The sequence below is a fragment of the Nocardioides sp. Z43_10 genome, assembly GCF_059766615.1.
The window spans coordinates 248086-261125 of the sequence record NZ_JCBAJY010000003.1 but is presented as its reverse complement, the minus strand read 5'-3'; the positions used below and the strand labels follow the sequence as shown (position 1 = coordinate 261125).

The following is a 13040-nucleotide window of genomic DNA, read 5'->3' as shown; positions in this document are numbered from 1 at the left end:
TCTCCCGACCGACCGACGCCCCGCAAGGAGGGATCCCCATGTCCCCGACCCCCTCGTCACCTCGACGACACCGCCTGCCCCTGGCCGCGCTCCTGGGCCTGGTCACGCTGCTGGGCGCGACCCTGCTGCCGGCCGCCCCAGCCACCGCCTACGACCCGGAGCACACCCTGATGCGGGGCAGCGCCTCCCCGATGGGCCAGACCAACGGCCCCGTCTGGGCCCTCGAGGTCGCGGGCGGGCGGATCTACGCCGGCGGCGCGTTCACCTCGACCCGTCCGGCCGGCGCCGCCGCCGGCAGCAGCGAGACCGGCCAGGCCCACCTGGCCGCCTTCGACGTCACCACCGGGGCGCCGCTCACCTCGTTCGCGCCGCGGCTCACCAACGACTACACGAACGGGCCCGCGACGGTGTTCGCGACCGCGCTCTCCCCGGACCGCCGCACCCTCTACGTGGGCGGTGACTTCAACCGCGTCGACGGGCAGAAGGCCGAGCACCTGGCGAAGTTCGACACCGCCACCGGGGCCTTCCTCGGCCAGGTCGGGTGGAACGGCGTGGACGGCACCGTGCGGGCGCTGGCGGTCTCCCCGGACGGCAACACCCTCTACGTGGGCGGCAACTTCAGCCGCGCCAACTGGACCACCCGGCGCGACGCCGCGGCCTTCGACCTGCGCGACAACAGCGTCACCGCCTGGGCGCCGGCGGTCACCGACAACGTCGTCAACGAGGCCCTGCGCGTCACCGCGCTCGCGGTCGCCGGCGGCGGCAACCGCGTCTTCCTCACCGGCACCTTCCGCAAGGTCAACGGCGTCGCCGCGCAGGGGTTCATGGCGGTCGACTCCACCACCGGTGCCAACGTCGCCGGCTGGCGCGCCGACTACCTGCTGGCCTCGACCAACTGGGGGACCTCGCTCGAGGTCGTCGGCAACACCGTCTACCTGGGCGCCCGCGACGACGTGGCCACCACCCTCGACCGCAAGGAGGGGGTGTACTCGCTGGAGACGAGCACCGGCGCGGTCAACTGGTACGCCCGGTGCTACGGCGACACCTTCGGGCTGCAGGTGATCGGCAACGACCTCTACGTCGCCTCCCACGCCCACGACTGCGCGGGCGCCGGCGGGATGCCGGAGACGGCACCGCGCACCTACCTGGCGATGCACGCCATCAACCGCACCACCGGCGTGGTCAAGCCGTACTTCGTGCAGACGGCCGGCAGCGCGAGCACCCCGGACACCCTGCTGCTCTCCCGGGCGCTGGCCAGCGACGGCACCCGCCTGGTGATGGGCGGCGGCTTCGCGCGGCTCAACGGCACCGCCCAGGCCAACCTGGCCCGCTTCGAGGCCGGCAGCGCGGCGCCTGAGCGCGCCGCGTGGCCCTCGGCGAAGAGCTGCTCGGGCTGTGCCTACGTGGACGTGTCGGTGCTCGAGGGGGCCGACCGCGACGACGTGAACCTTCGCTACGAGGTGTTCCGCGGCTGGGGCCTGAGCGCCCCGATCGCCGTGGTGAACCGCGAGTCCGCGCCGTACGCCACCCGGACGTTCACGATCCGCGACACCGGCGTGAAGGCCGGTCAGGAGGTCTTCTACCGGGTGCGGGTGAGCGACCCGGCGGGCAACCAGGTGCTCTCGGTGAGCTCGGCCTCGGTGGTGGTCGGACGCTGAGCCGGGGCCCTCATCGCGCGGCCCCGGGGGCGCCGTCCAGCAGGGCGTGGGCGTGGGCGGCGGAGGCGTCGTTGCCGGCGGCTGCCTGGCCGGCCCGGCGCACCATCATGTCCAACAGGAACAGCTCGGCCAGCAGCGAGGCGTGCGGCTCGTCGCGCGCAGCCCGGGCCGCGCCCGCGCGCAGGCGACGGGCCGCGCGTGCGGCAGGCACGCCGCGCACGCTGGTGTCGAAGGTGTAGCGCCAGTTCCACCGGTCCAGGCCGAGCGGCGCCATCCGGTGTGCGAACTCCCAGTCCCACAGCGCGAGCGACGCCGCGCCGGTCCAGGCCATGTTCCACGGCGACCAGTCGCCGTGGCGGACCCCGTGCGGCAGCTCGGTGTTGCCCCAGCGCTGCCGGGCTTCCTCGACCGCGGTGCGCACCGGCGCCCAGGCCGGGGGCAGGAGCGCGGCGTCGCCGACCAGGTCGGCCAGCCAGGGGGACTGCGCCAGCGTCAGCAGCCGTCTCGGCCGGGCGCTGACCATCGACTCCAGCCAGGGCCGGGTGCGAGCCTCGTGTCGCGGGCTCACCCGGCGTACGTCGTCGGGCAGCGGGTCGACGCCCAGCACCAGCGCCTCCCCCCACTCGGTGAGGAAGAGCGGGCGGGGCACCAGCAGCCCCGGCACCGGCCGGGTGGCGAAGTCGGCCAGGAAGTCGTGCTCGCGCAACAGCGCGGCGCGGTCGTCGCTGGCGACGACCTTGACGAAGGCGCGGGCGCGTCCGGCCCGGTCGCTGACGTTGAGGGTGACCCGCGAGCCGGGGCGGATGCCGGTGGAGAGGATCAGCGTCTCGGTGGTTCCCAGCGCGTCGGCGACGCTCTCCAGCAGCGTGCGTCCGCCCGGGGGCGGCGGCGCGTGCAGCAGGTTGCGTCCGGGGCGCTCGCGGGGAAGCCCGACCTGGACGGCGGTGGCGAGGCCGAGGCGCAGGACCCGCCGGGTGTCGGTGCGCAGGTGGTTGTAGCGGCGCAGGAGCCTGGCCCGGGCCGCGGGGGGCGCGTCCAGGGGCAGCAGGAAGCGTGGGTCGCCCAGGTGCGGCACCGCGATGTAGCGCTCGGCTCCGGCCGGGATCGCGCCGTCGCTGGGGCGCAGCCGGGTGCCCCCGGAACCGTCGGGCCAGACCAGCGCGGACAGCCGCTCCATCCGACCCCCTTGACCTCGGCGTGACTCGGCAGGGCCCAGGTTAGGGTGACCCGGTGACTTTCGCCCCCGGAACGCCTCCTGTCGAGGCCGCCACCAACGACCACGTCCTCGCCACCTGGCTCGCAACCGTCGCCGGAGAGCTGCTGCTCGAGGTGCGCGCGGAGGGCCTGGAGGGCAAGGAGCTCAAGGACGCCGGCGACCGCGCCGCCCACGAGCTGCTGATGCAGCTGCTGGCCGAGCACCGCCCCGCCGACAGCGTGCTGTCGGAGGAGGGCAAGGACGACAAGGCCCGGCTGAGCGCGCAGCGGGTCTGGATCATCGACCCGCTCGACGGGACCCGCGAGTTCTCCGAGGTCCCGCGCGAGGACTGGGCCGTCCACGTGGCGCTGTGGCAGCGCGACGAGCAGGGCTCGGACGCCGGCGAGCTGGTCGCCGGAGCCGTCGCCCAGCCGGCGCTCGGCGAGACCTTCACCACCGGCCGGCCCCCGGTCGTCCCCCCGCGTACCTCCGAGCGGCCGCGGATCGCGGTCTCGCGGACCCGCCCCCCGGCGTTCGTGCAGGCGCTGGCCCAGGAGCTGGACGCCGAGCTGGTCCCGATGGGTTCGGCCGGGGTGAAGATGATGGCCGTGGTGCGCGACCTCGCCGACGCCTACGTCCACGCCGGCGGGCAGTACGAGTGGGACTCCGCGGCGCCCGTCGCGGTGGCCCGGGCTGCGGGACTGTTCACCTCGCGCGTCGACGGCTCCCCGCTGGTCTACAACTGCGACGACGTGTCGCTGCCGGACCTGATCGTGTGCCGCCCCGAGCTGGCCGAGACCATCCTGGCCTTCGTCGCCGCGCACGGCACCGACTGAGCGGACCCGGCGTTCACCGAGCGGGATCGCGACCTGCCCGGCGGTCGCGATCGCGGCATACTCCGGGCCATGACTGCGACCCCTGCGATCGAGGGCTGGTTCACCACGGGTGACCGGCCCGCGCTGCTCGGCACCCGGTGCCGCGACTGCGGAACCGTCTACTTCCCCCGCGAGCAGGTCTTCTGCCGCAACCCCGGGTGCGCGGGGGAGGAGTTCGACGACTACGAGTTCGCGCGCACCGGCACCGTGTGGTCCTACACCGACGCGCAGTACCAGCCGCCGCCGCCCTACATCCCCGCCCACGACCCCTACGTGCCGTTCGCGATCGCCGCGGTCGAGCTCCCCGAGGGCATCGTGGTGCTGGGCCAGCTCGCCGACGGGTTCGGCGTCGACGACGTGCGGGTCGGCTCGCCGGTCGAGCTGGTCGTGGAGACCCTCTACACCGACGAGTCCGGGGAGCGCACCATCTGGCGCTGGAAGCCCGCCCCCGCAGCCGCACCGCAGACGACCGGAGGTCAGGCATGAGCAACGACGTCGCAGTGCTGGGTGTGGGCATGCACCCGTGGGGCAAGTGGGGCCGCTCCTTCGTGACCTACGGCGTGCACGCGGCGCGCGCCGCGCTCGCCGACGCCGGGGTGGACTGGCGAGACGTCGAGCTGGTCGTCGGGGGCGAGACCGTGCGCAACGGCTACGGCGGCTACGTCGCCGGCGCCACGTTCGCCCAGGCGCTGGGCTGGAACGGCGCCCGCGTCGCCACGTCGTACGCCGCGTGCGCGACGGGTGCGCAGGCGCTCGACACCGCCCGCTCGCGGATCCTGGCCGGTCAGTGCGAGGTCGCGCTGGTGGTCGGCGCCGACACCACCCCGAAGGGCTTCCTGGCCCCCAACGCCGGTGAGCGCTGGGACGACCCCGACTGGCTGCGCTTCCGGCTGGTCGGGATGACCAACCCGGCCTACTTCGCGCTCAACGCCCGCCGCCGGATGGACCTCTACGGCGCCACCCAGGCCGACTTCGCCGCGGTGAAGGTCAAGAACGCGCGGCACGGGCTGGCCAACCCCAACGCCCGCTACCGCAAGGAGGTCTCGGTCCAGGACGTGCTGGGCTCCGCCGTGGTCTCCGACCCGCTGCACCTGCTCGACATCTGCGCGACCTCCGACGGCGGCGCCGCGGTGGTGCTGACCTCGATGGACTACGCGCGCCGCCACGGGCTGGCCGACCCGGTCCGGATCCGGGCGATCTCCACGGTCACCCCGACCTTCCCGCAGACGATCATGGACATGCCGAACTTCTCCACCGACTCCGCCGCCACGGTCGCGGCGCCGGCGCGGACGTTCAAGGAGTCGATCGCCGACGCCGCCTACGAGGAGGCCGGGATCGGTCCCGAGGACGTCTCGGTGGCGGAGGTCTACGACCTGTCCACCGCGCTCGAGCTCGACTGGATCGAGGACATCGGCCTGTGCCCGCGCGGCGAGGCGGAGAAGCTGCTGCGGGCCGGCGAGACCACCATCGGCGGACGGATCCCGGTCAACCCCTCCGGCGGGCTGGCCTGCTTCGGCGAGGCGGTCCCGGCGCAGGCGCTGGCCCAGGTCTGTGAGCTCACCTGGCAGCTGCGCGGCCAGGCCGAGGGGCGTCAGGTCGAGGGCGCCCGGGTCGGCATCACCGCCAACCAGGGGCTCTTCGGGCACGGCTCCTCGGTGATCGTCTCCACCTGAGCCAGGGTCAGGGCAGTGCCCCGGTCAGCCGGCCGTGGCGCTCGGCGCTGGCCTCGTCGAGGCCGGTGATGGTGACGCGCTTGGCCTTGCGCTGGTACTTGGTGGTGATCGCGTCGAGCGCCGCCACGGTGGAGGCGTCCCAGATGTGCGCGTCGGCGAGGTCGATCACGACGCGGTCGGGGTCCTCGGCGTACCGGAACTGGGTGTAGAGGTCGTTGCTGGAGGCGAAGAACAGCTCGCCGGTGACCCGGTAGACGGCCGTGGGCAAGCCCTGCTCGTCCTCGACCAGCTCGCGCCGGGTCTCGGTGAGGTGCGCGACGCGCCGGGCGAAGAGCGTCATCGCGACCAGCACCCCGGCGATCACCCCGACCGCGAGGTTGTGGCTGAGGACGGTGACCAGCACGGTGGACACCATCACCGTGGTCTCCGACTTGGGCATCCGGCGCAGCGTCGCGGGCCGGACGGAGTGCCAGTCGAAGGTGGCGACCGAGACCATGATCATCACCGCGACCAGGGCTGCCATCGGGATCAGCGCGACCACGTCGCCCAGACCCACCACCAGGAACAGCAGGAAGACGCCGGCCAGGAACGTCGACAGCCGGGTACGCGCCCCGGAGGCCTTCACGTTGATCATCGTCTGCCCGATCATCGCGCAGCCGCCCATCCCGCCGAACAGGCCGGTGACCAGGTTGGCGGCCCCCTGCCCCCAGGCCTCACGGGTCTTGTCGGAGTGGGTGTCGGTGATGTCGTCGACGAGCTTGGCGGTGAGCAGCGACTCCAGCAGCCCGACGAGCGCCATCGCCAGCGCGTAGGGGGCGATGATCTCGAGGGTCTCCAGGGTGAGGGGGACGTCGGGCACGAAGAGCGTAGGCAGGCTGTCGGGCAGCTCGCCCTCGTCGCCCACGTCCGGCACCGAGATTCCGCCGACCAGGGTGAAGGCGGTGAGCGCCACGATGGCCACCAGCGGCGCCGGGACGACCGTGCTGACCCGCGGCAGGCCGACCAGCAGGGCGATGCCGACGCCGACCATCGGGTAGACCGGCCAGGGGACGTCGACCAGGTGGTCGATCTGGGACCCGAAGACGAGGATGGCCAGGGCGTTCACGAAGCCGACCATCACCGAGCGCGGAATGAAGCGCATCAGCCTGGCCACCCCGGCCAGCGCGAGCACGACCTGGATCACGCCGCCGAGCAGCACCGTGGCGATCAGGTAGTCGTAGCCGTGCTCGCGCATCACCGGTGCGATCACCAGGGCCACCGCGCCGGTGGCTGCCGAGATCATCGCGGGACGTCCGCCCAGGAACGAGATCGCCACGGCCATGGTGCACGACGCGAACAGGCCCACCCGCGGGTCCACCCCGGCGATGATCGAGAACGAGATCGCCTCGGGGATCAGGGCGAGCGCCACCACCAGCCCGGCGAGCACCTCGGTGCGCAGCAGCCGGGGTGAGCCCAGGGCCTGCCTGACCGTGGGCTGCTCGGGCTGGGCGCGGTGGTCGAGGGGCGCGGCGGACATGGGCAAGCGGGACTCCGATGCAGAGGTGGGCGGCGAAAATCCTACGCATGGCCGGCGAGTTCCTCAGCATGGCCGACCAGGGCCGACCATCCCCAATTCTGGGTTTTCCTCCTCCTTCGCCGTGCGGCGCCGACGGTGCGCGTCAGGCTGTCCATGGCTGGCGTCGTGCGAGGCCGCGCACATCCGGGAAGCGGGCTGACGATGGGTGAGGATGATGATCGATCCTGGCGAGGTCGGCCTGCGGGTGCTGATCGTGTCGCGTCTCTCGCTGGTCGCCGAGACCGTGGGCGCCGCCCTGGCGAGTCGCGGCGTCTCAGTGAGCCCGGTGCTGGCGGGGTTCGTCACCCCACCGGTGCTCACGCGGACCTGGCAGCGGACCCGCCCGGACGTGGTGGTGATCCTGGGTGAGCTGGACTCGGTCGAGGACGTGCAGCGGGTCTGCGCCTGGCTCGACGCGGCCCCCGGACCCAGCATCGTGCTCACCTCGACCCCTCCGGGAAGCGGTTGGGGGGCCGCGCTGCGGGCGTCCGCGCGCGAGGTGCTTCCCGAGTCGACGGGGCTGGCCGATCTCGACGCCGTCCTCGCCGAGGTGGTCGCCGGCCGCCCGGTGATGGCGGAGGCGACCCGCGAGGAGCTGACAGGGGAGTGGGAGGCGGTCCGGGACGAGCGCGGTCGGCTCCTGGCGCAGATGGCGCTGCTCACCGCCCGCGAGCGCACGGTCCTGCGCCTGCTCTACGCCGGGGACAGCGTCAGCTCGATCGCCGAGCTCTTCGGGGTCTCGCAGATGACGGTGCGCAGCCAGGTGGGCTCGATCCTCAGCAAGCTCGGGGTGCACTCGCAGCTGGGCGCGATCGCGCTGTACGCCGCGATGAAGCAGGGCCAGCAGCCGGGCTGAGCGCGGCGCTCAGCCCGGGGTGTTCGGAGCGGGGGGGCTCGGCACGGTCTCGGCTACGGCGTCGTCGTCGCGGACCGCCGCCCACAGCCGGTGGCCGGCCTCCTGGTCGAGGCGCTTGGTACCGGTGGCTCGCCCGGGCACGACGGGAGCGGTGAAGTACTCCACGTCGGCGCCGTCGAGACCCCGCATCGACATGGCCAGCTCCAGCATCTGCTTGCTCGACCAGTCCTCGTCGACGCTGAGGTGGCCGGCGATGGCCTCCAGCTGCTGGCGCAGGTCGAGCAGGTCGAGGTCGGAGGAGGAGGCCAGGACCCGGGTCACCAGCTCCTCGATCAGTGCCTGCTGGCGCGTGGGGTCACGCAGCTCCTGGGGGTCGCCGAGGTCCACGCCGACCCCGTCCACGACCCCCTCCAGCCCCGTCCAATCCAGGACCGCCAGGTGGTGCATCCGCACGTCGGTGATCGCCTCGACCGTCTCGATGGCCTCCGAGGGGGCCTCGCCGGAGACGGCGTCGTCGACCGTGGTCACGCCCTCGCCGTCGGGCGAGGGGGTCAGGGCGTCGTGCGGGATCGAGATCACCGAGACACCCGAGCGGTCCCCCTCGATGTGCAGGACCATGATGCTGTCGGCGCTCTGGCCCGGCAGCCAGGCCAGGTTCTCCTGCTCGTCGTCCGCGCCGGCGCTGCCGATCATCAGGATGTTGATCGCCTCCGCAGCAGGTCCCTCGCTCGGCTGGGTGGGGCGGTCGTCGAGGCCGTCGAAGACCCCTCCGATCCGCTCCACCCGGTTGCTCAGCTGGTGGTCGAGGTACAGCGCACCGGTGGTCGCGACGAGGGCGGCCAGCACCGCCAGGACGAACAGGGCCATGAGCGTCCTGCGTACCAGAGGGTGCTCGCCGGGCCCTGCCGACGGGGTGGACCAGTGCATGGACGTACCTCTCAACCGTTGGAAGCGCAGGCCCGTGGCGCTGCCACTCACTGACGCACTCGCCCACGATCCGCAGTACGCCGAGCGGTTCGGGCCCCCGCCGCCGGACTTCCCCAATACGGGGGACCGCCGCCGCTCCCGGACCACCCGGACCCGGCGGGTCACCAGAATGCGAACCGGTAGGGGACCGTGCACCCGCGTGCGTCTCGCCCCAGCGCCCAGGAGGCAAAGATGAGCGTCCCCGTGTCACCGCGTCGGCTGTCGTGGGTGGGCGCGATCGTCGTGGTCGCCGTGCTCGCCGTCCTGGCGGCGTTGCTCGTCACCCGCTCGTCGCCGTCCCCATCCCCGGCCGGGGCGCAGACCCCCGGCGCCGCCGGGACCTCGACGTCGCCGCAGCCCCGGCGCGCCTCGCTGAAGCCGGTGCCGGTGCGTCCGGTGCGGACCCTGGCCGCGGTCCCGATGGACGAGCCCGCGGACTTCGGGACAGGGGTGCGTCTGGTGGTGACCGGGGTCCAGGCGGTCCAGGGCCAGGCCCGCGGGCCCGGTGAGATCGCCGGCCCGGCCGTCCGCGTCGACCTCGAGCTGGTCAACGCATCGGGGGAGCCGATCAGCCTCGACCACGTCGTGGTCGCCCTGGAGCACGGACGCGACCGGGTGCCGGCCTCTCCGCTCATCGGGCCGCCCACCCGCGCGCTGCGGGGCGAGCTGGAGGCTGGAGCCACCCAGCGTGCGACGTACGTCTACGCCGTGCCCCCGGCCGGCCGCGACGACCTGCGGATCGTGGCCAGCTACACCGGCGAGGCGCCGTCGGTGGCGCTCGTCGGCGCCGTGGGCTGATTCGCGGCACCCAATATGGGCGACGTCCTCACTCCGTGGCCCCGGCAGGGCCGCCCCGCTGTCTAGGTTCCGCACCACCGGCGGCTCCCGGACGCGAGCTCGACACCGACAAGGGGTGGGGACATTGACCCAGCACAGGCACGACGAGGCGCCACGGCGCCGCACGACAGGAGTGCAGCGCTGGGCGGTGCGCTGTCTGGCCCTGCTGATCGCGCTGAGCTCCGGGTGGATCGCCGCGTCCCCCGCGCGGGCGGACACGGCACCGCAGGACCCGAGCGATCCGCTCACCCCGGCGACGGTGTCGGCCGACGCCCTGCCGACGGCACAGATCGACGGTGTGGTCTGGTCCCAGGCGATGGTCGGCAACCGCGTCTACGCCGGCGGCAGCTTCAGCACCGCCCGGCCCGCCGGCTCCTCGTCCGGGGGCGTCACCCGCAACAACATGCTCGCCTTCGACGTCACCACCGGTGCCCTGTCGACCTCGTTCGCCCCCTCCTTCAACGCGCAGGTGCGCGCCGTGGCCGTCTCCCCGGACAACACCCGCGTCTACGTCGGCGGTGACTTCACCACGGTGGACGGCGTCACCCGACGGCGCGTCGCGGCGTTCAACGCGAGCACCGGCGCCCTGATCTCGTCCTTCGCCCCGCCGGTGAACTACGACGTCAGCGCCATCGTGGCCACCAACGAGACCGTCTACGTGGGCGGCAGCTTCAGCGGTGTGGGCACCCAGAACCGCAGCAACCTGGCGGCCTTCCGGGTCTCCGACGGCGCGCTGCTGGACTGGGCGCCCACCACGACCGGAGGCTACGTGTGGGCGATGACCCTCAACCAGGCCGGCACGAAGCTGGTCGTGGGAGGCTCGTTCACGGCCCTCAACGGCTCCTCGACCCCCGGCTACGGCCTCGGCATGGTCGACGCCATCACCGGGGCGAGCCTGCCGTTCGAGACCAACGACCACGTCCGCAACGGCACCGCCGACGGCGCGATCACCACCCTCACCAGCGACGGCGACAACGTCTACGGGGGCGGCTACACCTACGGTCGCAGCGGCGGGACCTGGGAGGGCACCTTCGCCGCCTCGTGGGACGACGGCAAGGTGTCCTGGCTGGCCGACTGCCACGGCGACACCTACTCCCTGCACGCCCAGGGCGATGTCGTCTACGCGGCCAGCCACACCCACTACTGCGAGAACATCGACGCGATCCGCCAGGGCGCCGGCAACGTCGGCAGCTACCCCTACTTCCGGGGCATCGCGTTCGCGAAGCAGCCCTCCGGGCAGAAGGTCACCTGGGAGCCGGACCAGGGCCGCTACTACAGCTTCGAGGGACTGCCGGCGGCGTCGATGCTGACCTGGTACCCCGCCCTCAACACCGGCAGCTACACCGGCCAGTTCCAGGGCCCCTGGAGCGTCACCGGCAACCGCGACTACATCGTGATGGGCGGTGAGTTCACCCGGGTGAACGGCCAGGCCCAGCAGGGGCTGGTCCGCTTCGCCACCCCCGCGATCGCTCCCAACGACCGCGGCCCGAGCCTGTTCAGCACCACCTACCCGCTCAACGTCACCTCGACCGAGGCGGGCAAGGCACGCATCAACTGGACCTCCAACGAGGACATCGACAACGAGTACCTCACCTACCGGGTCTACCGCGACACCCAGAACGCGGCGGGCCTGATCCACACCCGATCGGTGCGGGCCAGGTGGTGGAACCACTTCGGGATGGGCCTGAGCGACAGCGGGCTGGCGCCGGGGTCGACGCACCAGTACCGGGTCAGCGTCACCGACCCCTTCGGCAACGTCGCCAACTCGCCGTGGACGCCGGTCACGGTCGCCGCCTCCGGGACCGACAGCGCCTACGTCAAGGCGGTCCAGGCCAGCGAGCCGACCCACTACTGGCGCTTCGGCGAGGGCAGCGGCACCACTGCCGCGGACTCGGCCGGGTTCCGGCCCCTGACCACGACCGCCGACGTCACCCGCGGGGTGCCGGGGCCCCTGGCCGGCGACACCTCCGACAGCGCCGCCCGGTTCCCCGGGACCACCGCGACCCGGGCCAACTCCTCGGTCCAGGACAGCCCGCCGGACGTGTTCACGATCGAGGGCTGGTTCCGCACGACGTCGGTGACCGGTGGGAAGATCGTCGGGCGCGGCAACCGCGTCGACCGCAACTCCAGCAAGGTGGACCGCCACCTGTACCTGACCGACTCCGGGCAGGTGGTCTTCGGCGTGAAGCCGAACGCCACGCGACAGGTGGTCAGCAGCGCTGCCGGGCTCAACGACGGGCAGTGGCATCACGCGGCCGCGACGCTCTCCCCGGCCGGGATGAGGCTCTACGTGGACGGCGCTCTCGCCGGCGAGCGGGCCGACGTCACCGTCGGGGAGCACCTGGCGCTGGGCTACTGGCGGGTCGGGGGCGACACCCTGACCAACTGGCCCTCGGCACCCACCAGCGCGTTCCTCGCCGGTGACATCGACGAGGTCGCGGTGTACAAGCGGGCGCTGCCCGCGGCCGAGATCCGAGGCCACTGGACCGCTGCGGCCGGTACGCCGAACCAGCCCCCGACCGCCTCCTTCACCTCCTCGGCGCAGGACCTGGAGCTGTCGGTGAGCTCGACCTCGAGCGACGCCGACGGGACGATCGCCGGGCACGCGTGGAGCTTCGGGGACGGGACCACGGCCAGCACGGCGAACGCGACCCATGAGTACGCCGCGGCGGGTACCTATCAGGTCTCGCTGACCGTCACCGACGACAAGGGCGCCACCGCGACCACGTCGCGGTCGGTCACGGTCACCGAAGCCCCCGCCCCGTCGGCCCTGGCCGCCGACTCCTTCGCGCGCTCGGTGAGCGGAGGTTGGGGCAGCGCCGAGATCGGCGGCGCCTGGGTCAGGTCGGGCACCGCCACCAACTTCTCGGTGAGCGAGGGGCAGGGCCGGATCCGGATGGGCACCGCCGGCAGCGGGCCGGGCATGACGCTGCCCGGGGTGTCGACCACGGCCGCGGACGTGACGGCGCGCCTGGGGGCCGACAAGGCGGCCACCGGAGGTGGCACGTACCTCACCGTGCAGCCACGCACGGTGGCCGGCGACTCCTACCACGCCATGGTGAGGCTGCTGGCGAACGGCAGCGTCTCCCTGACGCTGGGCCGCACGGTCGCCGGCACGGAGACCACCCTGCAGACGCGGGCCGTAACCGGCCTCACGACGGCGGCCGGCCAGCTGCTGCAGGTCCGGGTCCAGGCGGTGGGCACCTCGCCGACCACCCTGCGCGCGAAGGTCTGGGCGGTCGGCTCGCCCGAGCCCTCGGCGTGGACCGGCTCGGTCACCGACACCTCGGCCACCCTGCAGTCGGCGGGCGGAGTCGGCCTGCGCACCTACCTCTCCGGGTCGGCGACCAATGCTCCGGTGGTGGGCCTGTTCGATGACCTGAGGGTGGAGACCGCGACTCCCTGACCGAGGGCGTCAGCAGGGC

General features: G+C 73.1%; 10 protein-coding genes. 7 read left to right on the top strand and 3 right to left on the bottom strand.

The window, feature by feature from the left end; genetic code table 11:
• Nucleotides 1–38: 38 nt before the first annotated feature.
• Nucleotides 39–1658, top strand: a complete 1620-nt coding sequence (locus AC6EI4_RS07445) for a YncE family protein (RefSeq protein ID WP_498421210.1) — start codon at nucleotides 39–41, stop codon at nucleotides 1656–1658.
• A gap of 10 nt (nucleotides 1659–1668) precedes the next feature.
• Here the strand turns inward: AC6EI4_RS07445 and AC6EI4_RS07440 are convergent, their stop codons facing one another.
• Nucleotides 1669–2835, bottom strand: coding sequence for a hypothetical protein (locus AC6EI4_RS07440; RefSeq protein WP_498451073.1), 1167 nt, complete (start codon nucleotides 2833–2835; stop codon nucleotides 1669–1671).
• 53 nt (nucleotides 2836–2888) lie between these two features.
• Between AC6EI4_RS07440 and AC6EI4_RS07435 the strand changes: the two genes are divergently transcribed.
• The 3 genes from AC6EI4_RS07435 (at nucleotide 2889) to AC6EI4_RS07425 (ending at nucleotide 5401) form a co-directional block, all read left to right on the top strand.
• On the top strand, nucleotides 2889–3689 hold the full coding sequence (locus AC6EI4_RS07435; protein WP_498421212.1) for a 3'(2'),5'-bisphosphate nucleotidase CysQ: 801 nt from the start codon (nucleotides 2889–2891) through the stop codon (nucleotides 3687–3689).
• A 69-nt stretch (nucleotides 3690–3758) separates the two neighbouring features.
• Nucleotides 3759–4214, top strand: coding sequence for a Zn-ribbon domain-containing OB-fold protein (locus AC6EI4_RS07430; RefSeq protein WP_498421214.1), 456 nt, complete (start codon nucleotides 3759–3761; stop codon nucleotides 4212–4214).
• A complete protein-coding gene (locus AC6EI4_RS07425) occupies nucleotides 4211–5401 on the top strand; it encodes a lipid-transfer protein (RefSeq protein ID WP_498451072.1) in 1191 nt (396 codons plus the stop codon). Before AC6EI4_RS07430 ends, AC6EI4_RS07425 begins: the two co-directional genes overlap by 4 nt.
• A gap of 7 nt (nucleotides 5402–5408) precedes the next feature.
• On the opposite strand, the gene AC6EI4_RS07420 is transcribed toward AC6EI4_RS07425, so the two are convergent.
• On the bottom strand, nucleotides 5409–6917 hold the full coding sequence (locus AC6EI4_RS07420) for a SulP family inorganic anion transporter (RefSeq protein ID WP_498451071.1): 1509 nt from the start codon (nucleotides 6915–6917) through the stop codon (nucleotides 5409–5411).
• 211 nt (nucleotides 6918–7128) lie between these two features.
• On the opposite strand from AC6EI4_RS07420, the gene AC6EI4_RS07415 reads away from it, so the two are divergent.
• Nucleotides 7129–7812, top strand: coding sequence for a helix-turn-helix transcriptional regulator (locus AC6EI4_RS07415; protein WP_498451070.1), 684 nt, complete (start codon nucleotides 7129–7131; stop codon nucleotides 7810–7812).
• Between the two features lie 9 nt (nucleotides 7813–7821).
• On the opposite strand, the gene AC6EI4_RS07410 is transcribed toward AC6EI4_RS07415, so the two are convergent.
• Nucleotides 7822–8679: an LCP family protein gene (locus AC6EI4_RS07410; protein WP_498451069.1), complete on the bottom strand. Its 858-nt coding sequence runs from the start codon at nucleotides 8677–8679 to the stop codon at nucleotides 7822–7824.
• Nucleotides 8680–8970: 291 nt separating this feature from the next.
• On the opposite strand from AC6EI4_RS07410, the gene AC6EI4_RS07405 reads away from it, so the two are divergent.
• Both AC6EI4_RS07405 and AC6EI4_RS07400 read left to right on the top strand, forming a co-directional pair.
• Nucleotides 8971–9576, top strand: coding sequence for a hypothetical protein (locus AC6EI4_RS07405; protein ID WP_498451068.1), 606 nt, complete (start codon nucleotides 8971–8973; stop codon nucleotides 9574–9576).
• A gap of 124 nt (nucleotides 9577–9700) precedes the next feature.
• Nucleotides 9701–13021: a LamG-like jellyroll fold domain-containing protein gene (locus AC6EI4_RS07400; protein ID WP_498451067.1), complete on the top strand. Its 3321-nt coding sequence runs from the start codon at nucleotides 9701–9703 to the stop codon at nucleotides 13019–13021.
• Nucleotides 13022–13040 lie beyond the last annotated feature (19 nt).